The organism is Streptomyces sp. NBC_01481, assembly GCF_026339995.1.
Taxonomy (GTDB): domain Bacteria; phylum Actinomycetota; class Actinomycetes; order Streptomycetales; family Streptomycetaceae; genus Streptomyces.
The window spans coordinates 396,926-420,413 of the sequence record NZ_JAPEPT010000005.1; the positions used below are offsets into that span (position 1 = coordinate 396,926).

At 71.0% G+C, this 23,488-nt stretch carries 26 protein-coding genes; 17 read left to right on the forward strand and 9 right to left on the reverse strand.

Translation table 11 applies throughout. From position 1 onward, the window contains the following. Positions 1 to 208: 208 nt before the first annotated feature. The gene (locus OOK40_RS27900; RefSeq protein ID WP_266487101.1) at positions 209 to 2,344 is read right to left on the reverse strand and encodes a S9 family peptidase; all 2,136 of its coding nucleotides are present in this window, start codon (positions 2,342 to 2,344) and stop codon (positions 209 to 211) included. A 157-nt stretch (positions 2,345 to 2,501) separates the two neighbouring features. Between OOK40_RS27900 and OOK40_RS27905 the strand changes: the two genes are divergently transcribed. From OOK40_RS27905 to OOK40_RS27925, 5 genes are all read left to right on the forward strand, one after another. Beyond that, positions 2,502 to 2,696: a hypothetical protein gene (locus tag OOK40_RS27905; RefSeq protein WP_142213873.1), complete on the forward strand. Its 195-nt coding sequence runs from the start codon at positions 2,502 to 2,504 to the stop codon at positions 2,694 to 2,696. Positions 2,697 to 2,744: 48 nt separating this feature from the next. Continuing rightward, positions 2,745 to 3,632, forward strand: coding sequence for an N-acetyl-1-D-myo-inositol-2-amino-2-deoxy-alpha-D-glucopyranoside deacetylase (gene mshB / locus OOK40_RS27910; RefSeq protein WP_266487104.1), 888 nt, complete (start codon positions 2,745 to 2,747; stop codon positions 3,630 to 3,632). Continuing rightward, entirely contained in the window at positions 3,629 to 4,003 is a 375-nt protein-coding gene (locus OOK40_RS27915; protein WP_266487106.1) for a DUF6113 family protein, read from the forward strand. The genes mshB and OOK40_RS27915 overlap by 4 nt, the downstream gene beginning before the upstream one ends. Before the next feature lie 305 nt (positions 4,004 to 4,308). After that, positions 4,309 to 6,549: a hypothetical protein gene (locus tag OOK40_RS27920; protein WP_266487108.1), complete on the forward strand. Its 2,241-nt coding sequence runs from the start codon at positions 4,309 to 4,311 to the stop codon at positions 6,547 to 6,549. 192 nt (positions 6,550 to 6,741) lie between these two features. Beyond that, positions 6,742 to 6,867, forward strand: coding sequence for a hypothetical protein (locus tag OOK40_RS27925; RefSeq protein WP_266487109.1), 126 nt, complete (start codon positions 6,742 to 6,744; stop codon positions 6,865 to 6,867). Positions 6,868 to 7,021: 154 nt separating this feature from the next. Here OOK40_RS27925 and OOK40_RS27930 read toward each other — a convergent pair whose 3' ends face one another. After that, positions 7,022 to 7,249, reverse strand: a complete 228-nt coding sequence (locus OOK40_RS27930) for a hypothetical protein (protein ID WP_266487110.1) — start codon at positions 7,247 to 7,249, stop codon at positions 7,022 to 7,024. 111 nt (positions 7,250 to 7,360) lie between these two features. Here OOK40_RS27930 and OOK40_RS27935 point away from each other — a divergent pair, with 111 nt between their 5' ends. Beyond that, positions 7,361 to 8,185, forward strand: coding sequence for a helix-turn-helix transcriptional regulator (locus OOK40_RS27935; protein WP_266487112.1), 825 nt, complete (start codon positions 7,361 to 7,363; stop codon positions 8,183 to 8,185). Then, positions 8,172 to 8,399 (forward strand): DUF397 domain-containing protein, encoded by a 228-nt coding sequence (locus OOK40_RS27940; RefSeq protein WP_266487114.1) that lies wholly within the window; start codon positions 8,172 to 8,174, stop codon positions 8,397 to 8,399. Before OOK40_RS27935 ends, OOK40_RS27940 begins: the two co-directional genes overlap by 14 nt. A 10-nt stretch (positions 8,400 to 8,409) precedes the next feature. Here OOK40_RS27940 and OOK40_RS27945 read toward each other — a convergent pair whose 3' ends face one another. Together OOK40_RS27945 and OOK40_RS27950 are read right to left on the reverse strand one after the other, a co-directional pair. Next, positions 8,410 to 9,273: a transglutaminase-like domain-containing protein gene (locus OOK40_RS27945; RefSeq protein WP_266487116.1), complete on the reverse strand. Its 864-nt coding sequence runs from the start codon at positions 9,271 to 9,273 to the stop codon at positions 8,410 to 8,412. Positions 9,274 to 9,290: 17 nt separating this feature from the next. After that, positions 9,291 to 10,286, reverse strand: a complete 996-nt coding sequence (locus tag OOK40_RS27950) for a GNAT family N-acetyltransferase (RefSeq protein ID WP_266487118.1) — start codon at positions 10,284 to 10,286, stop codon at positions 9,291 to 9,293. A gap of 114 nt (positions 10,287 to 10,400) precedes the next feature. Here OOK40_RS27950 and fdxA point away from each other — a divergent pair, with 114 nt between their 5' ends. Together fdxA and OOK40_RS27960 are read left to right on the forward strand one after the other, a co-directional pair. Further along, positions 10,401 to 10,721 carry a ferredoxin gene (fdxA, locus tag OOK40_RS27955; RefSeq protein WP_266487120.1) on the forward strand — a complete coding sequence of 107 codons (321 nt, stop codon included), beginning with the start codon at positions 10,401 to 10,403 and terminating at the stop codon, positions 10,719 to 10,721. Positions 10,722 to 10,813: 92 nt separating this feature from the next. After that, positions 10,814 to 11,908 (forward strand): bifunctional succinyldiaminopimelate transaminase/glutamate-prephenate aminotransferase, encoded by a 1,095-nt coding sequence (locus OOK40_RS27960; RefSeq protein WP_266487122.1) that lies wholly within the window; start codon positions 10,814 to 10,816, stop codon positions 11,906 to 11,908. A 67-nt stretch (positions 11,909 to 11,975) separates the two neighbouring features. Here the strand turns inward: OOK40_RS27960 and OOK40_RS27965 are convergent, their stop codons facing one another. Both OOK40_RS27965 and OOK40_RS27970 read right to left on the reverse strand, forming a co-directional pair. Then, positions 11,976 to 12,482 carry an ATP-binding protein gene (locus OOK40_RS27965; protein ID WP_266487123.1) on the reverse strand — a complete coding sequence of 169 codons (507 nt, stop codon included), beginning with the start codon at positions 12,480 to 12,482 and terminating at the stop codon, positions 11,976 to 11,978. Positions 12,483 to 12,759: 277 nt separating this feature from the next. Beyond that, positions 12,760 to 13,707 carry a hypothetical protein gene (locus OOK40_RS27970; RefSeq protein ID WP_266487124.1) on the reverse strand — a complete coding sequence of 316 codons (948 nt, stop codon included), beginning with the start codon at positions 13,705 to 13,707 and terminating at the stop codon, positions 12,760 to 12,762. Between the two features lie 38 nt (positions 13,708 to 13,745). Between OOK40_RS27970 and dapE the strand changes: the two genes are divergently transcribed. Together dapE and OOK40_RS27980 are read left to right on the forward strand one after the other, a co-directional pair. Beyond that, positions 13,746 to 14,834, forward strand: a complete 1,089-nt coding sequence (gene dapE, locus OOK40_RS27975; protein ID WP_266487126.1) for a succinyl-diaminopimelate desuccinylase — start codon at positions 13,746 to 13,748, stop codon at positions 14,832 to 14,834. 70 nt (positions 14,835 to 14,904) lie between these two features. After that, positions 14,905 to 15,663 (forward strand): TIGR00730 family Rossman fold protein, encoded by a 759-nt coding sequence (locus OOK40_RS27980; RefSeq protein ID WP_266487127.1) that lies wholly within the window; start codon positions 14,905 to 14,907, stop codon positions 15,661 to 15,663. A 259-nt stretch (positions 15,664 to 15,922) separates the two neighbouring features. Here OOK40_RS27980 and folP read toward each other — a convergent pair whose 3' ends face one another. After that, a complete protein-coding gene (gene folP, locus OOK40_RS27985; protein WP_266487128.1) occupies positions 15,923 to 16,783 on the reverse strand; it encodes a dihydropteroate synthase in 861 nt (286 codons plus the stop codon). Between the two features lie 101 nt (positions 16,784 to 16,884). Between folP and OOK40_RS27990 the strand changes: the two genes are divergently transcribed. Next, positions 16,885 to 17,238, forward strand: coding sequence for a DivIVA domain-containing protein (locus tag OOK40_RS27990; RefSeq protein ID WP_266487129.1), 354 nt, complete (start codon positions 16,885 to 16,887; stop codon positions 17,236 to 17,238). Beyond that, positions 17,235 to 17,831 carry a DNA-3-methyladenine glycosylase I gene (locus tag OOK40_RS27995; protein WP_323136125.1) on the forward strand — a complete coding sequence of 199 codons (597 nt, stop codon included), beginning with the start codon at positions 17,235 to 17,237 and terminating at the stop codon, positions 17,829 to 17,831. The genes OOK40_RS27990 and OOK40_RS27995 overlap by 4 nt, the downstream gene beginning before the upstream one ends. A gap of 4 nt (positions 17,832 to 17,835) precedes the next feature. Here OOK40_RS27995 and OOK40_RS28000 read toward each other — a convergent pair whose 3' ends face one another. After that, positions 17,836 to 18,636 (reverse strand): enoyl-CoA hydratase-related protein, encoded by an 801-nt coding sequence (locus OOK40_RS28000; RefSeq protein ID WP_266487130.1) that lies wholly within the window; start codon positions 18,634 to 18,636, stop codon positions 17,836 to 17,838. 323 nt (positions 18,637 to 18,959) lie between these two features. Here OOK40_RS28000 and OOK40_RS28005 point away from each other — a divergent pair, with 323 nt between their 5' ends. Continuing rightward, a complete protein-coding gene (locus OOK40_RS28005) occupies positions 18,960 to 19,127 on the forward strand; it encodes a DUF3117 domain-containing protein (protein WP_003966491.1) in 168 nt (55 codons plus the stop codon). 101 nt (positions 19,128 to 19,228) lie between these two features. Here the strand turns inward: OOK40_RS28005 and OOK40_RS28010 are convergent, their stop codons facing one another. Beyond that, a complete protein-coding gene (locus tag OOK40_RS28010; protein ID WP_266487688.1) occupies positions 19,229 to 19,906 on the reverse strand; it encodes an O-methyltransferase in 678 nt (225 codons plus the stop codon). Positions 19,907 to 20,037: 131 nt separating this feature from the next. Here OOK40_RS28010 and sigE point away from each other — a divergent pair, with 131 nt between their 5' ends. The 3 genes from sigE (at position 20,038) to OOK40_RS28025 (ending at position 23,467) form a co-directional block, all read left to right on the forward strand. Then, entirely contained in the window at positions 20,038 to 20,808 is a 771-nt protein-coding gene (sigE, locus tag OOK40_RS28015) for an RNA polymerase sigma factor SigE (RefSeq protein ID WP_266487131.1), read from the forward strand. Then, the gene (locus OOK40_RS28020) at positions 20,805 to 21,731 is read left to right on the forward strand and encodes an anti-sigma factor (RefSeq protein WP_266487133.1); all 927 of its coding nucleotides are present in this window, start codon (positions 20,805 to 20,807) and stop codon (positions 21,729 to 21,731) included. Before sigE ends, OOK40_RS28020 begins: the two co-directional genes overlap by 4 nt. A 92-nt stretch (positions 21,732 to 21,823) precedes the next feature. Beyond that, positions 21,824 to 23,467 carry a S1C family serine protease gene (locus OOK40_RS28025; RefSeq protein WP_266487134.1) on the forward strand — a complete coding sequence of 548 codons (1,644 nt, stop codon included), beginning with the start codon at positions 21,824 to 21,826 and terminating at the stop codon, positions 23,465 to 23,467. The last annotated feature ends 21 nt before the right edge of the window (positions 23,468 to 23,488 follow it).

The following is a 23,488-nucleotide window of genomic DNA, read 5'->3' on the forward strand; positions in this document are numbered from 1 at the left end:
TCCCCCTACGGCCTGGCGGCCGTGGGAGGTACCCCCATCCCGAACTGGGGGCAAGCCCCCGGACCCCCGTACGCGCTCCGCGCGTGTCCTCAAACGCCGGACGGGCTGAAGGTGCGGCCCAGCCGCACATTTCAGCCTCGTGGGGGTCCCCCCGGACGGAGTCTGGGGGAGGTCGGGGTGGGGAACAAGCCGCGCGCAGCGGCACCGCCTACCGCAGACCCAGCGCGCGCTTCAGGAACTCCACCTCCAGCAGAAGCCGGTTCTCCGCGATCTGTTCCTGCGGAGTCATATGCGTCACCCCGCTCAGCGGCAGCACCTCATGCGCCCTCCCCGCCGCCAGCAACGCCGACGACAACCGCAACGTATGCGCCACCACCACATTGTCGTCCGCCAGACCGTGAATGATCATCAGCGGCCTCGCCGGGTTCTCCGACGCCGTCAACCCGTGGTCCGTGACAAGGGAGTTCGCCGCGTACACCTCCGGCTGCTCCGCCGGATCGCCGAGATAGCGCTCGGTGTAGTGCGTGTCGTACAGCCGGAGGTCCGTCACCGGCGCCCCCGCCACCGCCGCGTGGAAGACGTCGGGGCGGCGCAGTACCGCGAGGGCCGCCAGGTAGCCGCCGTACGACCAGCCGCGGATCGAGACGCGGTCCAGGTCGAGCGGGAACGCCCCGGCGAGCGAGTGCAAGGCCTCGATCTGGTCGTCGAGGGTCAGCGGGAAGTTGTCCTTGATCGCCTTCTCCCAGCCGGGCGAGCGCCCGGGAGACCCCCGGCCGTCCGCGACGATCACCGCGAAGCCCTGGTCGGCGAACCACTGGGAGGTGAGATAGGGATTGTGCGCCGCGTACACACGCTGGCCGTGGGGTCCGCCGTACGGATCCATCAGTACGGGCAGCAGCCCGTCCGCCTCCCGGTAGCCGGTCGGCAGCAGCACCGCGCAGGGAATCCGCCGCCGCCCGCCCTCCACCAGCCGCACCCGCGCGGACAGCACGGGCTGCTCTGCGTACGAGGCCACCGTGGCGACCGGTTTGCCGTCCCGCAGCACCTGCACGGACGTGCCGCTCACCTCCGTGCGTGAGGAGGCCAGTACCGTCACCCCGCCGGACCGTACGGCCGAGTGCACCCCGGCCCCTTCCGAGACGCGCTCGATCCCCAGCTCGTTGACCCTGTACACATGGATCTCGCCGATCTCCGGATCCGCGGCCTCCTCGCCCGCGGCCGCGGACACCAGAACATCGTTCTCGCCGATGTCGAGCACAGCGCGCAGCTGCAGCTGCGCCCCCGTCAGCGTCCGGTCGCCGACCGCGAGCACCCTCGCGCCGCCCTCGTCCGCGATCCGCACCAGGCGCCCGTCCGGCGCCCAGGCCGGCACCCCGGGGAACAGATCCAGCCACACCGCGTCCTCGTCGACATGCACCGTGCGGGTTTTGCCCGTCTCCGGGTCCACCGCCAAATACAGCTGGGTCCGCTGGTCGCGCGCCTGGACGAGCAGCAGCGGAGCGCCCGCCGCCGACCAGTGCACCCGGGCCAGATACGGATAGCGCGACCGGTCCCAGCTCACCTCCGTACGCTCCCCGTCCAGCGTGAGCAGGAACAACCGCACCTCGGCATTGGGCGTGCCCGCCGCCGGATACCGCACCTGCTCCGGTTCCCGGTCCGGATGGGCGGGGTCGGAGATCCACCAGCGCCGTACGTCCCGTTCGTCCACGCGCGCGACCAGCAGGCGGTCCGACTCGGGCGCCCACCAAAAGCCCCGCGAGCGGTCCATCTCCTCGGCCGCGATGAACTCCGCCAGGCCGTACGTGGTGTGCTCGTCCTCCGGCTCGGCCAGCGCCCTGTCCCCCTCGCCCTCCGCGCCGGTCAGCCGCAGCGCGCCATGAGCCACATAGGCGATGTGCCGGCCGTCGGGGGAGGGCCGGGGGTCGATCACCGGCCCGGGCACGGGCAGTTCGCGGGCGGTCCCGGCCCGCAGCTCCGCCGCGTACAGCCGCCCGGAAAGGGTGAATGCCGCCAACTCGACCGCCTGGTCCACCGCGTAGCCGACGATGCCCGCCGAACCCTCGCGGCTGCGCTCCCGCCGGGCCCGCTCCTCGGCCGAGAGCTTCTCCTTCGCCCCGCCGAGCAGCGCCTGCGGATCGGCGGCGAGCCGCTCCTGGGGCCTGCGTGCCTCGCCGTCGAGATCCAGCACCCAGAGCCTGCCGGTCCGGTCGGTCCCGGAGGGCGACCGGAGGAACACCACCCGGGAGCCGTCCGGCGACACCCTGAAGGAGCGCGGGGCGCCGAGAGTGAAGCGCTGGGTCCTGGCGTACTGACGCGGGAAGGAGAGCTGCGGCTTCGTCGTCATGCGACCGAACCTAGCGTTCGTGCGCCCCCATGTGCTGCTGTGCACCGATCGATGCGTGGGAACGGATAGTTATGATCCGTAGCGCAAGGTGGGTATAGAACCCCCTGGCACATGCAACCTGCCCGTCCCGACCGAATATCTGTGGAGGTGAACCGCCGTGGCACTCTCGATTTCGGCGGTGGTGCTGCTGGCGATCGTCGTCTTCCTGCTGGTCCGGAAGTCCGGGCTGAAGGGTGGGCATGCGGCGGTCTGCGTGTTGCTCGGGTTCTATCTCGCAAGCTCGTCCATCGCCCCCACCATCAACGAACTGACCACGAATGTGGCCGGGATGATCGGGGGCATCAAGTTCTAGAGCCGCGGCCCGGTCGCGGGGGCTGTCCGGCCTCGTAGGCTGTCCCGTATGAAGGATCTTCCCGCCCGCCGTCTGCTGCTGGTGCACGCGCACCCGGACGACGAGTCGATCAACAATGGCGCGACGATGGCCAAGTACGCGGCCGACGACGCCCAGGTCACGCTGGTGACCTGCACCCTCGGGGAGGAGGGCGAGGTCATTCCGCCGGACCTCGCCCACCTCGCGCCCGACCGGGACGACCGCCTCGGGCCGCATCGCATCGGCGAACTGGCCGCCGCGATGAAGGAGCTGGGCGTCACCGACCACCGCTTCCTGGGCGGGCCCGGCCGTTTCCGGGACTCAGGGATGATGGGCCTCCCGCAGAACCATCGCGCGGAAGCGTTCTGGAACACCGGCGTGGACGAGGCCGCTCCGTATCTCGTCGAGATCATCCGTTCGGTGCGGCCCCAGGTCCTGGTGACGTACGACCCCAACGGCGGTTACGGGCATCCCGACCACATCCAGGCCCATCGGGTCGCGATGCGCGCCGCCGAGCTGGCCGCCGATCCCGCCTTCCGACCCGACCTCGGCGACGCGTACTCCATCGCCAAGATCTACTGGAACCGGGTACCGCGCTCGGTGGCAGCGGAAGGCTTCGCGCGACTACGCGCCGCCGGAGTGGACTTCCCGGGCATCGCGGAGATCGACGACATTCCGGGTGTGGTCGACGACTCCGAGATCACCGCGGAGATCGACGGCACTCCGTACGCGAAAAGGAAGGCGGCGGCCATGCGCGCCCATGCCTCCCAAATCGCCGTGGACGGCCCCTTCTTCGCACTCTCCAACGATCTGGGGCAACCGATCTTCGTGACGGAGTACTACCAGTTGGTGCAGGGCGAGCCGGGCGCGCCACCCGGAGAGCGTGAGCACGATCTCTTCGCGGGAGTGGCGGCATGAGCGTCAGCGGCGGCCGGATCGCCGGTTATCTCTCTCTCGCGGTGTTCGGCGCGCTCGTGGGCATCGCGGGCTCACTGGTCCAAGGGGCCTGGTTCCCGGCCGGGTTGGTGCTCGCGCTGCTCGCCACCACCGGGCTGTTCTACGGCGCGCTGCTGCTGACCGGCACCCAGCTCGGCGTGCTGGCCCCCGCCATCGGCTGGCTGCTGGCGATCGTGGCGCTGAGCATCGGCCGCCCGGAGGGCGACGGCATGTTCGGCGCCGGCGTGGGGCCGCTCGTCTTCATGCTCGGCGGAATGGCGATCGCTGTGATGTGCGCCACCATGCCGCGGCTCGCGCAACCGGGCGGCGACCCCGGCCGACTTGGCAAGTAACGGCAACGCGAGGTACCTCTTCCACGGTTGTGTGCCGGTCCGGGGCCAATGTGCCGCACACCGCTCTCACCTCGGGCGGGACCCCCGACGCACACGCCGCGCGACGGGCCCCTATGGTGGGTCGCCCCCAGGGGGTGGGAAGGCACTGAACTGACCATGCCCGTACGGTCGGCGGAATGTCGCTTTCCACAGTCCCGGGGTGTCTGTCGGCGGCGGCCAGTATGGTGGTGCGCGCCGCCGAGCCGCCCGCAGCAGAGCACGCACTTGTAAGAAACGGGCGGTGGAGCCAACCGGGAGAACCTGCTTTGAGTCGTGAAACTGACAGTTCGTCCTCCGGCCCCCAGGGGCGCGGTGGAGCCGCGTACCCCTCGGGAACACCGCCGTACGGATCCCGCCAGTATCCGTCGCTGCATCCCACGCAGGACGCTCCGGACGAGACCGCCGCCGCGCCCGCCGAGCCGCAGCCGGACGAGCCCAGGACCGAGACCACGCTGACCACCCGCATCCGGATCAACATCCCGGGTTCGCGGCCGATCCCGCCGGTCGTCATGCGTACGCCGATGAGCGAGGCGGAGGCCGACGCCCACGCGGCCGCAACCGGTGGCCAGGACAGCGAGCGCACGGGCAGCACGCCCCGGCCGGACGTGGCGCAGGACGCCGCGGTTGCGGAGCCGGGGGCCGAGGAGAAGGCCCCGGCGAGCGACTGGTTCGCGCCACGGAAGTCCTCGTCGTCGAGTACGAACGGGGCGGGGCTTTCGGTGTCGGGCGCCCAGTCGTCCGCTTCCGCCGCGCCCGCGGGTCCGGCCGGTGCGTCCGGCGGGTCCGGCGCGGCTGCGAACGGCGGTGGTCCCGGGGCGGGGCTTCCGTACTTCTCCGACGGGCAGCAGTCCGGCGGGCGTCCGCCCGGCCCGGGTCAGGCCCCTCCCGGTTCCGGCCCCGGTCCCGAGACGCCCGCGCCGCGCCCGCGCAGCGCGCTCAGCGACCTGGCGGCGAACGCCGACGCGCCGCCCGCGGGTACGAACGGCTTCGCCCCTGGAGCTCCCGGGGCTCCTGGAGGCAGCACGCCTCCGCCGGGTGTACGGCCGCCGAGCGGCCCGACCGGGGGCCCGGTCAAGGGCAGCATGCCGATCCGTCCGCGTACTGGCGGCCAGGGCGCGCCTCAGGGCCCCGGCCACGGCATTCCCGGGCAGGGCCCGGGCGCACCCGGCCCCGGCGGACCTGGCTCCGGCGCACCTCTGATGTCCGACGACACCGCCGTGCTGACCCCGCAGAAGCCCGCAGGGCCGGCCTCCGAGCCCCCCGTTGGGCATGTCTCCGGCGACACGCTCACCAGCGGGATCCCTGTGGTCCCCCCGGAGCACCGCTCGCCCTTCCCGCCGTTCCCCGGCGCCGGTGTCGGACCCGCGACCGGACCCGGCACCGGACCGAACCCGCTCGCGACCCCGATCATCGGCGGCCCAGGCCCGCAGGACCCCGACGCCGGTTTCTCCGCGCCCGAGTTCCCGGCCGGTACGAGCGGTACCCCCGCCGGCCCGGTGGCGCCCGTTCCCGCGCCCGCCGCGGCCCGGCCCGCCCCGGCCCCCCGTACCGCGCCCGCAAAGAAGGGCCGCTCCAAGCTCGTGCTCGCCGGCGTGGGAGTGTTTGTCCTGCTCGGCATTGCGTACGGCGCGGGCCTGCTGATGAACCACTCCGACGTACCGAAGAGCACCACGGTCCTGGGTGTCGACATCGGCGGCGGCACCAAGGAGGACGCCGTCGGCAAGCTCGACGCCGCTCTCGGCAAGCGCGCAGCCACCCCGCTGCAGCTCTCGGTCGGCGGCAAGAAGGAGCAGCTCGCCCCGGACAAGGCCGGGCTCTCGCTGGACAGCCAGGCCACCGTGCGCAACGCCGCGGGCAGCGACTACAACCCGGTCTCGGTGATCGGCTCCCTCTTCGGCGGCGAGCGCGTCGCCGAGCCGGTGATCCTGGTCGACGAGGAGAAGCTGAGCGTCGCGCTCACCGACCTCGCGGGCGTCTCGGGCTCGGCCACCGAGGGCACGATCAGGTTCGAGCCGGGCAAGGCCGTGGCCGTACCGGGCAAGTCGGGCAAGGCGCTGGACGTCGGACGCTCCATGCTCTCGGTCAAGGACGCGTACCGCGCCCAGGTCGAGACGGGCAGGCCGAACCTCGTGGAGCTGCCCGTCGCCACCCGCGAGCCGACGATAAGGCAGTCGGAGCTCGACCGGGCGATGAAGGCCTTCGCGGAGCCCGCGATGTCCGGCCTGATCACGATCAAGGCGGGCGGTAAGCAGATCCAGTTCGGCCCCGCCAGGTCGCTGCCGAAGATCCTTTCCATGAAGGCGATCGACGGCAAGCTCGTCGAGGTCTACGACAAGAAGGCGATCGACGAGCTCCTGGACGGCGTCTTCGACGGCGTCATGATCACCAAGGGCGACGGCAAGAAGCACCAGGTCTCCGCCGACGATGTCGCGCAGGCCATGGGCACGGCGCTGCGCGGCAAGACGCCCGAGGAGCGCACCACGGTCATCGAGCTCAACCCGAGCTAGCTGCCGGCCGCTTCTTCGCTGAAAAGAGCCCCTGCCCGGACCCGGGCGGGGGCTCTTGTCACAGTGGGCATCACGGTCGGGATCAGAGCCGGGGCGCGGTCCGGATCATGGTGGTGCCCATGACATCTGTCATCCCGGAGTCACGACCGACGACACTGACGGCGGACCCGGTCCGGCGGCCAGTCTGAACACATGACGACGACAGCCGCTCCCACCCGCACAACTCCGGTGGTGAGCTTCGAGAATGTGAACAAGAGCTACGGCACGGTCCGCGCCGTCGCCGACCTCTCGCTGACGCGGGAGAAGGGCTGGCTGTAAGCCGCCGGGACCCGTCACTTCGAGTGAGCGCACCGCGGGCAGGCGCACGGCGGACAGCGCACCGCGGACTCGATCGGCACGGTCCCCCGCTTGGGCCGGATGGTGACTGCAGGTCCCCACGTACGCCCGCCGTCGCGCGAGACGCGCAGGGTCATCACCACTGGCCCCCGTGCTGCTTCTGCTTCTGCCGCAGCCACTGCGTCACCTGCGCGGTCTCGTCGGGCGAGGCGGCGCGCAGGTCGTGCGCGCGGATCGTCGCGACGAAGTGGACGAATCTGACGCGCCGGTGTTCGCCGTCTGCGGCCAGGACCTTGCCGGGGCCGTAGACGTCGGTGCCGGTGTGGGCGACGAATGCGCCGGGGGCGTGGGGGGTGTCGGGCATGGGCGGGCCTCTCGCTCTGTGTGCGGAACTGCTCACAGAATGAGGTCGCGATGGCTACGCTCGGTAGGGGTTCGCACGTGACACCGGACAATGCACGCGGGGGAGTTGGGCATGGCGATCGAGGACAACCCGCAGTCGCGCGAGAGGTACGGCGAGGAGCTGCGCTCCCGGCGCGAAGCGGCTGGGCTCACCCAGGAGGAGCTGAGCCAGCGGGCGATCATGTCCCGCACCCACATCGCGCACATCGAGGCGGGCAGGCGCAGACCGTCGACGGACGACGCGCGGCGGCTTGATCAGGTGCTGGGGACGGGCGGGATCTTCGAACGGTTTCTGCCGACGCTGGACGGCCGGAAGGTGGCCGAACACTTCGAGGCCGCGAAGGAGATGGAGCAGCAGGCGTCGTTGATTCGGGAATACGCGACTGCCCTCGTGCCGGGCATCCTGCAGACCGAGGGCTATGCACGCGCGGTGTTCCAGTCGGGCTTCCCGCTGAAGACGGATGAGGAGTGTGACAAGGCGCTCGTCACGCGCCTGGGTCGCGCCCACATCCTTGAGAACCCAAGGTCACCCGTTGTGTGGGCGCTGTTGGACGAGGCGGTGTTCCGGCGCCCCGTCGGTGGTCCGGGCACCATGGCTGAACAGTTGTGGCATATCGTGAAGTTGGGCGAGCGACGCCGTGTCCGTGTTCACGTACTGCCATTCGGAGCGGGTGCCCACGCGCTGATGGAGAGCATGGTCTCGCTGATGTGGTTCGAGGACCTGCCGCCGATCGTGTACGTGGAGGGCTGGAATACAGGCAAGGTCTGGGACCTTCCATCGGTGGTGCAACAGGGCATGGCTGCCTACGATCTCGCTTTGGGCGACGCGCTGTCGCACCATGAGTCGCTGGCCCTGATCAGGTCCGTTGCAGAGGAGTACGAGCGTGAATCACAGTGAGCACGTCATCCCGGATGCTGCGGTGCCGTCGCTGTGGCGCAAGTCCAGCTACAGCGGCGCGAGTGAGGGCAGCTGCCTCGAAGTGAACGACGCCCACCCCACCCACATCCCCGTCCGCGACAGCAAGAACCCCCACGGCCCGGCCGTCGTCTTCGGCCCGGCCGCCTGGACGTCCTTCGTCACCGCGGTCAAGGCGGCCGGCGCCGTCAGTTAGGGGCGGGGACTCAGTTCAGCATCGCCCGCGCCACCCGCGCCTTTCGTCTGATCGCCTCCGCTGTCCCCGGATCGACCGCTGCCACCACCTCCGCGTACGCGTCCATCTCCGCCGCTCCCGTCACGAACTCACCTCGCTCCACGAGCAGTTGCGCCCGTTCGTAGCGCAGCCGCGCCGGATGTGAGGGCAGCAGCAGGGACAGGTCGACCGCCCACAGGGCGACGTCCGAGCGTTCCGGGCGGGTTGTCGCCCAGGCGCGGATGTTGTTGAGGATGCGCAGCACCACGTCCAGCGGATCCGCCGCCGTCAGCATCGACGGGTCGAGCGGCGCGCCCGTCGCGCCCGCGACCAGTAGTTCCGCGTCCGATCCCGTCAGTGGCCGGCCGCCCGCGAAGGGGTCCACGAGGACCTGCTCGTCCGTGGCGGCCGGGTCGCCGAAGCCGACCACGAAGTGGCCGGGCAGGGCCACCCCGTACACCGGCGCCCCCGCACGGCGGGCGACCTCGATCCAGACCACCGACAGCAGGATGGGCAGGCCCCGGCGGCGCCGCAGGACCTCGTGCAGGAGGGAGGACTCCAGGCGCTGATAGTCACCGGGTGAGCCCTTGAAGCCGAGGCGTCCGCCGAGGAGGTCGGCCAGCGCCGCCGCCCAGGCGCGGGGAGCGGAGAGACCGAAGGGGAGCAGTCCGGCCAGCCGGTCCAGTTCGATCTGGGCCGCGTCCAGGGCGGAGTCGTCCACGGCCGGGTCCGCCACCGCGCCCACGAGCAGGCACAGCGCCGCGAGGTCGGGCCGCTCGGAGCGGGCCTCCTCGGCGAACTGCTGCCGCCGGTCGGCGGACCGGTCGGCGGGCATGTCGGGGGATTCGTCGTGCATACGCGTTTCGTACCCGCCTACGCGGGCCGGAAGTGGTGATAGCGGTGATGGGTCGCGAAGCCCATCCCCTCGTACAGCGCACGCGCCCCGTCGTTGTCGGCCTCCACCTGCAGCCACGCGGCCGACGCGCCCTCCTCCAGCGCGCGCCGCGCCAGCGCGGTCATCACCGTGGTGGCCAGGCGCTGACGCCGGTACGCCGGATCCACCTCCACAGCCATGAAGCCCGCCCAGCGTCCGTCGACCACACACCGCCCGATGGCCGCAGGCACCTCACCCTCGCCGGGCACGGTTGCGAACCACACAGAAGGGCCGCTTTCCAGGACGTGAAGCACATGTGGCCCGGGCACACCGAACCGCTGGTAGCGCTGCAGCCATGCCTCGTCGACGGAGCGCGCGAGCCGCACCCGCTCCACCTCCGCGTCCAGGTCGCCGATGGGCGCCAGGCCCCCGATCCGCACCTCCGCCGACACCTCGCGCCTCCAGTCGCGCGCCTCCAGCTGCGCGCAGAGCTCCTCCTGGGTGCCCGCCGCGCCGGTCGCGGTCTGTATGTACGCGGGCAGTCTCCGGCGCTCGTACCAGGCACGCACATGCGCCAGTGCCTCGTCGAGGGGCAGCCCCGGGTCGCCGAGCGGCAGCACCGAGTTGGCCCGCCGGGTGAAGCCGGACGACGCCCGCAGCTCCCACTCGCCCAGCCGTTCGCTCTCCACCGGCTGCCAGGCGCGCGCCGTGACCCGCGCGAGTTCCTCGAAATCCGACGCGGGACCCCGCCGCCGAGCCGGCGCGGCAGGGACGACCTTGCCCGCGACCAGGGACGATTCCGCGATACGGACGGTCTCTCCGGTCCTTCGTGTGATCAGCAGCACACCCTGCTTCCAGGATGTGAGAACGCCAACCGTGTCGGTGAACTTCGTCAGCTCGCTGTCAGTATCGGTCAGGCGCCGGACTGATACACGTTTGCCCACGTCAGCAGGTGTAATACGGACCTCGAGCCGTCCGCCGCCGGTGAATTCCACAGGTCTGCGCGCCCCTCCTGTTCGGATCGTCCCCAGGAACGGAGATACTAGGGGCGGGCATCGACGACGCCGCGCTCCCGCGCAATGCCAGCCCTACCGAGGAGGAACGACAGCGTGACCTACGTCATCGCGCAGCCTTGTGTCGACGTCAAGGACAAGGCGTGCATCGAGGAGTGCCCCGTCGACTGCATCTACGAGGGCTCCCGGTCCTTGTACATCCACCCGGACGAATGCGTCGACTGTGGTGCTTGTGAGCCGGTCTGCCCGGTCGAGGCGATCTTCTACGAGGACGACACCCCCGAGGAGTGGAAGGACTACTACAAGGCGAACGTCGAGTTCTTCGACGATCTCGGTTCGCCCGGTGGTGCCTCCAAGCTCGGCCTCATCGAGCGCGACCACCCCTTCATCGCCGCACTTCCGCCGCAGAACCAGTAGGACTCGCGGCAGGTGCTCTCCCCGGTCCCGTACGGCTTCGTCGTCCGTACGGGACCGAAGCGTTCACCCCGGAAAGACAGAAAGAGAAGCCCGTGTCCGCAGTCTCTTCGCGCCTTCCCGTCTTCCCCTGGGACAAGCTCGAGCCGTACAAGGCGACGGCCGCCGCCCACCCCGACGGCATCGTGGACCTCTCCGTCGGCACGCCGGTCGACTCCGTCCCGGACCTGATCCAAAAGGCCCTGGTCGCGGCGGCCGACTCGCCCGGCTATCCGACGGTGTGGGGCACGGTCGAGCTGCGGAACGCGCTCACCGGCTGGGTCGAGCGGCGCCTCGGCGCGGTCGACGTCGCGCACACGAACGTCCTGCCCGTCGTCGGCTCCAAGGAGCTGGTGGCCTGGCTGCCGACCCAGCTGGGTCTCGGCCCGGGCGACAGGATCGCCCACCCGCGGCTCGCGTATCCGACGTACGAGGTCGGCGCGCGGCTGGCCCGCGCGGAGGCCGTCGTCTACGACGACCCGACCGAGCTCGACCCCGCCGGACTCAAGCTGCTCTGGCTCAACTCGCCCTCCAACCCGACCGGCCGCGTGCTGGCCAAGGACGAGCTGACCCGCATCGTCGCGTGGGCGCGCGAGCACGGCGTGCTGGTCTTCAGCGACGAGTGCTATCTGGAGCTGGGCTGGGAGGCGGAACCGGTCTCGGTGCTGCACCCGGATGTCTGCGGCGGTACGTACGAGGGTGTCGTCGCCGTCCACTCGCTCTCCAAGCGCTCCAACCTGGCGGGCTATCGCGCGGCCTTCATCGCCGGTGACGAGAGGGTGCTGGGCGAGCTGCTGCAGATCCGCAAGCACGGCGGCATGATGACGCCCGCGCCGGTGCAGGCCGCCACGGTCGTGGCGCTCGGCGACGACGTCCATGTCAGCGAGCAGCGGGCGCGGTACGCGGCCCGGCGTACCGCTCTGCGCACCGCGCTGGAGGGGCACGGCTTCCGGATCGAGCACAGCGAGGCCAGCCTCTATCTGTGGGCGACGCGCGACGAGCCGTGCTGGGACACGGTGGCGCACCTGGCGGAGCTCGGCATTCTGGTGGCGCCGGGCGACTTCTACGGGACGGCCGGTGAGCATTTCGTACGGGTGGCCTTCACGGCGACCGACGAGCGTGTCGAGGCCGCGGTCAAGCGCCTGGGCTGAGTCCGGCAGAGAACGCGCGAAGGGGCCCCGGGAGCACAGATCCCGAGGCCCCTTCGGTGTGTACGGACTAGCCGAGCGGGGACTGCACGGGCAGCTGCTCGGTGGGCAGGCCGTCGCCGACGGGAAGATCGCCGCCGACGGGGAGGTCGCCGCCGACGGGCAGGCCGCTGCCGACGGGGAGGCCGCCGAGCGACTGCGTCGCGGTGCCGGCGGTGCCGCCCACGACCTCGCCGGCGCTGCCCGCGGTGTCACCGGCCACCTCCTGGGCGGCGGCGGGCGCCGACTCGCCGGTCGTTCCGACGGTCTTGCCGGCCTTGTCGACGGCCTTGCCCGCGGTCGGAACGGCCTTCTTGACCGCACTGCCGCCGGTCTTGCCCGCCAGGTCGGTGGTCTTCTGCGACGCACCGTCGACCGTGTCGCCGACGCCGTCCGTGTCGAGCGCGGTCAGGCCGCCCACCGGGGCCTGCGGAAGTTCCACGGCGCCTGCGGAGCCGGCCGCACCGACCACGGGGGCAGCTCCCGCCGCGACGATCAGCGCGGCACGGGCGATCCGACGGGTCAGGGGGAGGGACATGATGCTCCTAGAGGCGAGAAGGACTGTGGTTCGGACGCAGTGACAACCGCCGGAAGGGCGGGAGAAGTTGCGGTGCCCCGAGGTAAAGAGTTTGCAATGCGTCGCATTATCGGCTTCGGATAAAGACGGGCAAACATTCCATTGCGCAACCGTCTGCCGAACCGTCACTTCCCGTTGTTTGCAGGGGAATTGGGGGATCGGTCGTATGCGAGCCGAACAGCCGCGAGTGTTCTCGTCCCGAGTTGAGTGGAGTGCCTCGTTCGGGGGAGTGTCCGGATCAGCGTGCGAGGCGAATTCGTACGTCGGCGGTACCGGAATCCGCCGCGGACTTCTCCGACGGCGTGTTCTTGCCGGCGGAATGCCAGCCCTTCTCGGAATTCCGCGCGCTCCACACCCGGCCCCGGTACGAGACCTCCTCGATGCGCAGCCCGTTCGCCCGCGCCACCGCCCAGTGCGCCAGCTCCCAGCCCCGCTGGGTGGCCCCGCCGCCGTACGTCCCGGCCGTCGACGGCACCGGTACGGACACCTCGCGCGGGCCGGGCGCTCCCGTCCGGCCGGAGGCCCGTGCCTTCGGCAGCACCTCGGGACCGAACGCCCGCACCAGCTCGGCCCGGACCTTCCCCGGGTCGCCCGCGGTGTCGCGCTCACGCGACTCGCAGGTCAGCGCCCCGCCCGCGCGACCGGTCAGGGCCGCGGCCAGCAGCGTCGCATCGGGCTCGTGCTTCGCGTACGCCTGCGGGAAACCACTGCGCTGGACGCGCTGCGCGGCGACCGTCAGCGGGAGCCGCGAATAGCCGGGGACCTCGGCGAGATGCTCGTAGAACTTCCCGGCGGAGTAGACGGGGTCGAGGATCTGGGCGGCCGTGCCCCAGCCCTTCGAGGGGCGCTGCTGGAAGAGGCCCAGCGAGTCCCGGTCGCCGTGCCCGAGGTTGCGCAGACCCGACTCCTGGAGAGCCGTCGCGAGCGCGATGGTGACCGCACGCTCCGGCATGCCGCGGGTGGTGCCGACCGCGGAGATCGTCGCGGCGTTCGCGGCCTGCTCGGCGCTGAGTTCGTACCGGGGGCCGCCGTCCTCGCCCTGGGGCGCCCGGACCGTGCAGCGCGGAGCGCCGCCGCCGGTGACGTACTGCACGACGACGTAGCCGATCAGGGCCAGCAGCACGACGAACGCGGCCGCGATACGCAGGAGGCGGCCGCGCCGGACTGGGGAGGCGGTCTCGGACACCTGCCCACCGTACTGGAGCCCGCGTTAAGGTCGGAGCCATGCCCGACACCGTGCTTGACCTCACTCTTGATGCCCCGGCGCTCACCGCCGCACTCGTCGACTTCCCGTCGGTCAGCGGCACCGAGAAGCCCCTGGCCGACGCGATCGAGGAGGCATTGCGCGAACTGCCGCACCTCACCGTCGACCGGCACGGGAACAACGTCGTCGCCCGCACCTACCTCGGGCACACCGAGCGGGTCATCCTCGCCGGCCACATCGACACCGTCCCGATCGCGGACAACGTGCCCTCCCGGCTGGACGAGAACGGCGTGCTCTGGGGCTGCGGCACGAGCGACATGAAGTCGGGCGTCGCGCTCCAGCTGCGTATCGCCGCGACCGTCCCCGAGCCCAACCGCGATCTCACCTTCGTCTTCTACGACAACGAAGAGGTCGCCGCACACCTCAACGGGCTGGGTCATGTGGCCGAAGCCCACCCCGACTGGCTGGAGGGTGACTTCGCGGTCCTCCTGGAGCCCTCCGACGCCCAGGTCGAGGGCGGCTGCCAGGGCACGCTGCGGGTCTTTCTCCGTACGACGGGGGAGCGGGCACACTCCGCGCGCAGCTGGATGGGGTCCAATGCCATTCACGCCGCGGCCCCGATCCTGGCCCGCCTCGCCGCGTACGAGCCGAGGCGGCCGGTGATCGACGGCCTCGAGTACCGCGAGGGGCTCAACGCCGTACGGATCGAGGGCGGCGTCGCCAGCAACGTCATCCCCGACGAGTGCACCGTCGTGGTCAACTACCGCTACGCGCCCGACCTCACCGAGGAGCAGGCCCTGGCGCACGTCCACGAGGTCTTCGCGGACTGCGGCGTCGAGGAGTTCGTGGTGGACGACCACTCGGGCGGAGCGCTGCCGGGGCTCTCGCACCCGGCCGCGGCCGCGTTCATGGAGGCCGTCGGCGGCAGCGCGCAGCCCAAGTTCGGCTGGACGGACGTCTCACGTTTCAGCGGGCTGGGGGTGCCCGCGGTCAACTACGGGCCGGGCGACGCGCTCTTCGCCCACAAGCGGGACGAGCATGTCGCCGTCGAGAAGATCACGCACTGCGAGACCCGGCTCCGTGACTGGCTCACTGCCGGACAGCCCTGATTTCACATGTCGTAACGTTCGCCGACCTACCCTGAGCCAAAGCATTGATGTTCGGCGGAGGGAGCAGGTCATGGGCAACCCCGAGGGACCCGAGGGTTTGCGGGCGCTGGCGGAACAGCGACTGGGACCGGTGCTGCGCCGCAGGCAGCAGGTCCAGCCCGGCACCACCGACCAGCGGCTGCTGGACACCGAGGGCGACTCCGAGTGGGTGCACACCGACCCCTGGCGGGTCATGCGCATCCAGTCGGAGTTCGTTGAGGGCTTCGGCGCGCTCGCCGAACTGCCCAGCGCGATCAGCGTCTTCGGCTCGGCCCGCACGGCGCCGGGAACCCCCGAGTACGAGACGGGTGTCCGCATCGGCAAGGCCCTCGTCGACGCCGGCTTCGCGGTGATCACGGGCGGCGGCCCGGGCGCGATGGAGGCGGCGAACAAGGGCGCGCGGGAGGCGGAGGGCATCTCGGTCGGCCTGGGCATCGAGCTCCCCTTCGAGCAGGGGCTCAACCAGCACGTCGACATCGGCGTGAACTTCCGCTACTTCTTCGTCCGCAAGACGATGTTCGTGAAGTACGCGCAGGGCTTCGTGGTCCTGCCGGGCGGCCTCGGCACGCTGGACGAACTGTTCGAGGCGCTCACCCTGGTCCAGACGCGGAAGGTGACGCGCTTCCCGATCGTGCTGTTCGGCACGGAGTACTGGAGCGGCCTGGTGGACTGGCTGCGGAACACGGTGGTGGCGCAGGGGAAGGCGTCGGAGCACGATCTGCTGCTGTTCCATGTCACGGACGACGTGGAGGAGGCGGTCTCGATGGTGACGAAGGAGACGGGCCGCTAGGCGGGGGCGCTGCCCCGGACCCCGCGCCTCAAACTCCCCCAGACTTCGTCCGGGGGGACCCCCACGGGGCTGACATGTGCGGCTGGGCCGCACATGTCAGCCCGTCCGGCGTTTGAGGACACGCGCGAAGCGCGTACGGGGGTCTGGGGGCTTGCCCCCAGTTCGGGATGGGGGTACCTCCCACGGCCGCCAGGCCGTAGGGGGAGGGCGGGGTGGGGAACAAGCCCGCCGCAGGCGCCCCGCACCCGCACCGCCCCCCTTACGCCAGCCCCCGCCTCGCCACCGCCGGCCCCCTGTGCCCCGCGATCGTCGACACCATGTCCAGCACCTGCCGCGTCTCCGCCACCTCGTGCACCCGGTACACCTGCGCCCCCAGCCATGCCGACACCGCCGTCGTCGCCAGCGTCCCGATTACGCGCTCCTTCACCGGCTTGTCGAGCGTCTCGCCGACGAAGTCCTTGTTCGAGAGCGAGACCAGCACTGGCCATCCCGTCTCGACGAGCTCCCCGAGCCGCCGTGTCGCCTCCAGCGAATGGCGTGTGTTCTTCCCGAAGTCGTGCCCTGGATCGATCATGATCCCGTCCCGGCGCACCCCCAGCCCCACGGCCCGCTCGGCCAGCGACAGCGTCACCCGCAGAATGTCGGCGACCACGTCGTCGTACGCGATCCGGTGCGGCCGCGTCCGCGGCTCCGCGCCGCCCGCGTGGGTGCACACCAGGCCGACGCCGTACCGTGCGGCCACCTCCGCCAGCTTCGGGTCGACGCCGCCCCACGCGTCGTTGAGCAGATCCGCGCCGGCCTCGCAGACCGCCTCGCCCACCTCGTGCCGCCAGGTGTCGACGCTGATCACGATGTCCGGGTGCCGCCTGCGGACCTCGGCCACGAAGCCGACCGTCCGCCGCGCCTCCTCCTCGGCGGTGACCTCCTCGCCGGGACCGGCCTTCACACCACCGATGTCGATGATGGCGGCGCCCTCCGCCACGGCCTGCTCGACGCGGGCGAGCGCGGGCTCGTCGCGGAACGTCGCGCCCTGGTCGTAGAAGGAGTCAGGCGTACGGTTCACGATCGCCATGATCACCGGCTCGTGCACGTCGAATTCGCGCCGTCCCAGCCGCAGCATCAGCGGTTTCCTCCTCAGGTCGTCCGCCTGCGACCCTAACTGTCAGAGGGTCGTGGCACGATCAGCACCGGACAGTTTCCGCTCCGGGGAGAGGGTCGCTCGTGTTCTTGTTCTTGCTGATCGCGATGGTCGTGGTCGTCGCCGCGGTCACACTCGCCGTGGTCGGCGGCGGCGACAGGGCGGCTCTGCCGGAGGTGGCGCCCGAGCAGCTCGTGGATCCGCTGCCGGTCTCCCGCCCCGTCGGCCGGGCCGACGTCGACGCGCTGCGGCTGCCGGTCGCCCCCCGTGGCTACCGGATGGCCGATGTGGACGATGTGCTGGGCCGCCTCGGCGCGGAGCTCGCCGAGCGGGACGCGCGCATCGCCGAACTGGAGTCCGCGCTGGCCGGTGCGCAGGCCACCGCGGGGGGCAGGCGCGACCTGTTCACCAAGCCCGGCGAGGAGCCCGAGCAGTGACGGGCGGCGCCGTCCCCGGGCCCGACGGGAAGCTGCGCTGCCCCTGGGGCCTGTCCGCCGACGAGTACGTCACGTACCACGACGAGGAGTGGGGCCGCCCGGTCCACGGTGACGACGCGCTGTTCGAACGGCTCTGCCTGGAGGCGTTCCAGTCGGGCCTGTCCTGGATCACCATTCTGCGCCGCCGCGACAGCTTCCGTACCGCCTTCGACGACTTCAAGATCGCATCCGTTGCGGCGTTCACCGATGCCGACAAGGAGCGACTGCTCGCCGACCCCGGGATCATCCGCAATCGCGCCAAGGTCGAGGCGACCCTCGCCAACGCGCGTGTGCTCGCCGACTGGCCGGCCGGCGAGCTGGACACGCTGATCTGGTCGCACGCCCCGGATGCGGCGAAGCGGCCGGCTCCGCGCACGATCGCCGACGTGCCCGCGGTCACCGACGAGTCCACGGCGCTGGCGAAGGCCCTGAAGAAACGTGGTCTGCGCTTCATCGGGCCGACCACCGCGTACGCCCTGATGCAGGCATGCGGCCTCGTCGACGACCATCTGAGCGACTGCGTCGCCCGCGGAGCCGCCTCCCTGGCGTCCTAGCTTGCTAGCGGCCGAGGTACTTCGGCTTCTCCTTGCCGATGAACGCCTGGACCGCGATCGCGTGGTCCTCCGAGGCGCCCGCCCGCGTCTGGAGCTCGTCCTCCTTCTCGAGCGTTTCGCCGAGCGTGTGGCCCGCGCCGAAGGCCAGGGACTCCTTGAGCGCCGCGTACGCCACGGTCGGCCCCTCGGCGAGGGCACGGGCCACGGCGGCCGCCTCGGCGGCCAGGTCGTCGGCGGGGACCAGCTTGTTCGCGATGCCCCACTCGTACGCCTCGCGCGCGGAGAACGACCGCGGGAAGAGCAGCAGGTCGGCGGCGCGGCTCTGGCCGATCAGCCGGGGCAGCGTCCAGGACACCGCGGAGTCCGCAGTCAGCGCGACACCCGCGAAGGACGTCGTGAATTTGGCGGTGTCGGCGACGACCCGGTAGTCCGCGGCGAGTGCGAAGCCGAGGCCCGCGCCCGCGGCGACGCCGTTGACCCCGGCCACGACCGGCTTCGGCATCTCGGTCAGGGCTCGCACGATGGGGTTGTAGTGCTCGCGCACGGTGGTCATGACATCGCCGCTGCCCGCTTCGCGGGCGGCGGCGAGGGTCCCGATGTGCTCCTTGAGGTCCTGGCCCACACAGAAGGCGCGCCCGGCCGCGGTGAGCAGTACCGCCCGTACGGCGGGGTCCGCGGCGGCTTCCTGGGCCGCGTCCCGGAGGGCGACTTTGGCCTCGGTGTTCATCGCGTTCATGGCCTCGGGCCGGTTGATCGTGATCGTCGCGAGTCCGTCGCTCACCTCGTACAGCACGGAGTCGGCCATGGCAGGGTCCCCTTTGCGGCTCAAACAGCGTTGTTCAGGCATCTTCGGCGAGTGTTCAGGCCCAGCATGGCGGAGATCGCCGGGACCGAACATGTGACCTGCGTCAAACAATCTTCGGGCCCGGTCCGGTGCGCGGCGGCGAAGTATCGCAGGCGGATCGCCGAATTGAGTGGTTTTGAGAGAGCGCGTTGCGCAAGCGATGCCGACCGATGTTGGTCATCGGGTCCCGCCATGCGGGATAATGACCTGGAAGCAATGTGTTCGATGCCGGTGACACCTGGGTTGTCGGCTGCGATGAGCTGGTTTCAGGAAGGGGAACGAGCATGGCGGCCATGAAGCCGCGGACGGGCGACGGCCCGCTCGAGGTGACCAAGGAGGGGCGGGGCATCGTCATGCGCGTTCCGCTCGAAGGCGGCGGTCGGCTTGTTGTCGAGCTGACTCCGGACGAAGCCGATGCCCTCGGCGACGCCCTGAAGAAGGTCGTCGGCTGACGCGGAAGCGCCCACACTTTTCATTGCCCCGGCACTGAGGTGCCGGGGCAATGCTGTTTCCCGGGGCCATGCGGTTTTCGGGGCGGAGCTCCGGCCGTGCGTCAGCCGCGCCGGACCGCGCAGAGGAGGCCGTCGCCCACCGGAAGCAGGGACGGCAGCAGCTCCTGGCTCTCGCGGACCGTCCGCAGCAGTTCCCGTACGCGCAGCACCTCCGCCGGCTGAGCCGCCGAGTCGACCGTGCGGCCCTCCGAGAAGACGCCCTCGAAGCAGACCAGACCGCCAGGTCGCAGCAGGCGCAACGATTCAGCGAGATAGTCCAGCGACTCCATCCGGTCGCCGTCGCAGAACACGAGGTCGTACCCGCCGTCGGCCAGGCGCGGAAGGACGTCCAGCGCCCGGCCCGGGATGAACCGGGCCCGGTTCCCCGCGAAGCCCGCCGCGCGGAACGCCTGCTTGGCGAACTGCTGACGGTCCGGCTCGGGGTCCACCGTGGTCAGTACGCCGTCGGGCCGCATGCCCTGCAGCAGATAGATCCCGGAGACACCCGTCCCCGTACCGATTTCGGCCACCGCTTTCGCGTCAGCCGTGGCAGCCAGCAGTCGCAGCGCGGCACCCGTGCCTGGTGACACCGAGGGGAGCCCTGACTCCCGGGACCGGTCACGGGCCCAGCGCAGCGCGTCGTCCTCGGCGACAAAGGCGTCGGCGAACGCCCAGCTCGTCTGCCGGTTGGCGGTAATGACCCTCTCCTGTCCCCGTAGTTGGCGCGACGCTGACTGTATCCGCTGCGCCCGGGAACCCGCAGATGGGACCAGGCGTTATGAAGGACGGGGGTAAGCGCATGGATCAAGACCGGAAGCAGCACCCAAATTCGCGTAAAGATTCTTATCCGGAGCTAACGGGCGAGGTGGCTATGGTAGGGGCTCCGCTGGACACCACCAGAGCCGACAGGGGAGGTGCGGCTGCACCTGCGGATCGGAGAGGAGTGCTGAGGCGCTTCCTCAGGTCGTCGGGTGAGCCGAGATCCGTGACCGACATTGCTGACCAGTCCCGCACCCACGACTCCGCACCAACCGCGACGTTCGCATCGGATGCGGAATCGCAGGCGTGGACCCCTCCCTCCTGGGAGGAGATCGTCAGCACGCACAGCGGCCGGGTCTACCGTCTCGCTTACCGACTGACGGGCAACCAGCACGACGCCGAGGACCTCACTCAGGAAGTCTTCGTCCGCGTCTTCCGCTCCTTGTCGACGTACACCCCCGGCACCTTCGAGGGCTGGCTGCACCGGATCACCACGAACCTGTTCCTGGACATGGTCCGCCGCAAGCAGCGCATCCGCTTCGACGCGCTCGGCGACGACGCGGCCGAGCGGCTTCCCAGCCGTGAGCCGTCCCCGCAGCAGGTCTTCAACGACACCCACTTCGACGCCGATGTGCAGCAGGCGCTGGACACCCTCGCCCCGGAGTTCCGCGCCGCCGTGGTCCTCTGTGACATCGAGGGGCTGTCGTACGAGGAGATCGCCGCGACCCTCGGCGTCAAGCTCGGCACCGTCCGCAGCCGCATCCACCGCGGCCGGTCCCATCTGCGCAAGGCCCTGCAGCACCGTTCCCCGGAGGCCCGTGCGGAGCAGCAGCGCACGCTGACGGCCGCGGTGAGCCTGGCAGGGGAGGGCGGACCGGCGTGACTGGCTCAAGCCCCACCCCCGCGGAGCAGCATCTGGGGGACCGGCTTGCCGCGCTTGTCGACGGCGAGCTGAAACACGACGTACGGGACCGGGTCCTGGCCCATCTGGCGACCTGTCCCAAGTGCAAGGCCGAGGCCGATGCCCAGCGCCGCCTGAAGAACGTCTTCGCGCACACCGCGCCGCCGCCGCCCTCCGAGGGGCTGCTCGCGCGGCTCCAAGGGCTGCCCGCCGGCCCCGGAGGTGACGACGACCGGGGGGGTCCTTTCGACGGGGGGCGGATCGCCGACTCCGTATTCGGAGCGCTGAACCCCTCGTCGGGACAAGCCCGCGACTCCCGCACCCAGACCTTCGGGTACGTCCCCGAGGGGCCGCACGCGTCCGTGCTTCCCGGCAGGTCCGGCGGCTTCCGGATCCATGACGTCAGGCGTTCGGAAGCGGAGCGCTCGCCCTGGCGCGGACGCAGGTTCGCTTTCGCGGCCGCGAGCGCCGTCTCGTTCGCGGCGATCGCCCTCGGCGGGGCCGTGCCGCTGGACGCTCCACTCCAGGCAGGCCCCCGAGGCGAGGGCTCGGGGAACAACGTCACGCCACTGCGTACGGCCACCGGTTCGGGTTCCGGGGTGACCGGCATCAGGACCACGGAGACCGAGCGCCGCAGCGGGGGCGGCAACAGCCTTGGCAGACCCGACAGTCGGCCGGCCGTCGCCGCGCAGCCCAGCCTGCTGGCCCCGGCCGCGCCGCACAACCACGCCTTCTCCGCACCGATGCTGACGGACACCTCGCTCTCCGGGCCCCCGCTGATACGTCCCACGGGCTCGGCGTTCCAGTTCGCCACCGCGCCCGGTCCCACCCCCACGGCCACACCCGTTCCCCCACATATCGCTGCTCCGGCGCATCCTGCTGCGCCCCGCTCACCCCGCCACTGACCGCGACCTGCGCGGAGATTCGCAAACCTGGTTGAATCCTCTGAGGGGTGCCCCACTGGGGCGCGCAGTGGTCGGCAGTTTGCGGGGAGAGCATGGACGACGGGAAGCCCACCGGACCCAAGGCGAAGTGGTGGAGTCGGCCCAGCGCGGGACGTGCGAACCACCCCGAGGCGCAGATTCAGGAGCCGGTGACGGTTCCTGAACCAGCTCTGGTGGCCGCGCCCGAGGAGGTACCGGACACCGAGGTCACAGCGGAGCTTCCGCCCACTTCTCCGTCGCCGACTTCTCCGCCGTCCAGTGCTCCGCCGTCCAGGCCCAAGCCGCTGCACGAGCCCGACGAGTACAGCACCCCGCCGTACGGCGGGCCGGGCCCCTGGGCCCCCGCACCGCCCGTACAGCGGCCGGTGCCGACGCCGGCACACGGCACGGCCATTCCGCCGCAGTACAGCGCGCCGAACGGCCCGGCACCGGCGTCGGGCGGCGGATACGCCCCGCCGCCGCAGCCCCAGCCGCATGCGCACCCGCAGCCCCTGGTCCCGGCTCAGCCGGGGCCCTCGCTCTGGCTGCAGTACGACCCGTGGAGCACCCCCGGCCGGCCGCTGACCCACGTCGGCGAGCCCGCCAGGAAGAAGCGCCGTGGATCGCTGCTCGTCGGAGCCGTCCTGCTGGCGCTGGTCGCCGGCGGGATCGGCGGCGGCATCGGCGCGTACATCGAACGCAACGGCGGCATCACCGACATCGAACTCCCGCAGGCGTCCAAGGACAACGGCCACCGCGCGCCCGACAGCGTCGCGGGCATCGCCGCCAGCGCGCTGCCGAGCGTCGTCACCCTCCATGTCAGCGGCAGCGGCGCACAGGGCACCGGCACCGGCTTCGTACTCGACCAGCAGGGCCACATCCTGACCAACAACCATGTCGTGGACCCGGCAGGCTCCGCCGGAGAGATCTCCGTCACGTTCAGCGGCGGCGAGACCGCCAAGGCGACCCTCGTCGGCAAGGACAGCGGCTACGACCTCGCAGTCGTCAAGGTCACCGGTGTCTCCCACCTCAAGCCGCTGCCCCTCGGCAACTCCGACAGCGTCCAGGTCGGCGACCCGGTCGTGGCCATCGGCGCGCCCTTCGACCTCCAGAACACCGTGACCTCCGGCATCATCAGCGCCAAGGAGCGCCCCATCACGGCGGGCGGCGAGAAGGGCGACGGCAGCGATGTCAGCTATGTCGACGCGCTCCAGACCGACGCCCCGATAAACCCCGGCAATTCGGGCGGACCGCTGGTGGACACCAAGGCCCGTGTCATCGGCATCAACAGCGCCATCCGTGCCGCCGACACCGGCTCGGGCCCCGAGGGCGGCCAGGCGGGCTCCATCGGACTCGGCTTCGCCATCCCCATCAATCAGGGCAAGCGCGTCGCCGAGGAACTGATCAACACCGGCAGGGCGACCCATCCGGTGATCGGCGTCAGCCTCGACATGAAGTACACCGGCGACGGCGCGCGGGTCGGCGAGAAGAGCAAGGACGGCACCCCGTCCGTCTCCCCCAAGGGCCCCAGCGCCAAGGCCGGTATCAAGCCGGGCGACGTCATCACCAAGGTCGACGGCCAGCGCGTCCACAGCGGCGAGGAACTGATAGTGAAGATCCGCTCCCACCGCCCCGGCGACCGCCTCGAACTGACCCTGGTCCGCGGTGGGCGTGAACGGACGCTGACCCTCACACTCGGCTCTGCGTCCGGCACATGACGTACAGCGAAACGCCCGCGG

What these genes read in the sequence shown, in the direction of transcription:
- folP (WP_266487128.1), bottom strand. Translation starts at nt 16,783, where the DNA reads ATGCTGCGGCTGGGACGGCGCGAATTCGACGTGCACGAGCCGGTGATC.
- OOK40_RS27965 (WP_266487123.1), bottom strand. Translation starts at nt 12,482, where the DNA reads ATGTCCCTCCCCCTGACCCGTCGGATCGCCCGTGCCGCGCTGATCGTC.
- mshB (WP_266487104.1), top strand. Translation starts at nt 2,745, where the DNA reads ATGAAGGATCTTCCCGCCCGCCGTCTGCTGCTGGTGCACGCGCACCCG.
- OOK40_RS27980 (WP_266487127.1), top strand. Translation starts at nt 14,905, where the DNA reads ATGGGCAACCCCGAGGGACCCGAGGGTTTGCGGGCGCTGGCGGAACAG.
- OOK40_RS27925 (WP_266487109.1), top strand. Translation starts at nt 6,742, where the DNA reads ATGACGACGACAGCCGCTCCCACCCGCACAACTCCGGTGGTGAGCTTC.
- OOK40_RS28000 (WP_266487130.1), bottom strand. Translation starts at nt 18,636, where the DNA reads ATGGCCGACTCCGTGCTGTACGAGGTGAGCGACGGACTCGCGACGATC.
- OOK40_RS27945 (WP_266487116.1), bottom strand. Translation starts at nt 9,273, where the DNA reads ATGCACGACGAATCCCCCGACATGCCCGCCGACCGGTCCGCCGACCGG.
- dapE (WP_266487126.1), top strand. Translation starts at nt 13,746, where the DNA reads ATGCCCGACACCGTGCTTGACCTCACTCTTGATGCCCCGGCGCTCACC.
- OOK40_RS27930 (WP_266487110.1), bottom strand. Translation starts at nt 7,249, where the DNA reads ATGCCCGACACCCCCCACGCCCCCGGCGCATTCGTCGCCCACACCGGC.
- OOK40_RS27935 (WP_266487112.1), top strand. Translation starts at nt 7,361, where the DNA reads ATGGCGATCGAGGACAACCCGCAGTCGCGCGAGAGGTACGGCGAGGAG.
- OOK40_RS27915 (WP_266487106.1), top strand. Translation starts at nt 3,629, where the DNA reads ATGAGCGTCAGCGGCGGCCGGATCGCCGGTTATCTCTCTCTCGCGGTG.
- sigE (WP_266487131.1), top strand. Translation starts at nt 20,038, where the DNA reads ATGGTAGGGGCTCCGCTGGACACCACCAGAGCCGACAGGGGAGGTGCG.
- OOK40_RS28025 (WP_266487134.1), top strand. Translation starts at nt 21,824, where the DNA reads ATGGACGACGGGAAGCCCACCGGACCCAAGGCGAAGTGGTGGAGTCGG.
- OOK40_RS27900 (WP_266487101.1), bottom strand. Translation starts at nt 2,344, where the DNA reads ATGACGACGAAGCCGCAGCTCTCCTTCCCGCGTCAGTACGCCAGGACC.
- OOK40_RS28005 (WP_003966491.1), top strand. Translation starts at nt 18,960, where the DNA reads ATGGCGGCCATGAAGCCGCGGACGGGCGACGGCCCGCTCGAGGTGACC.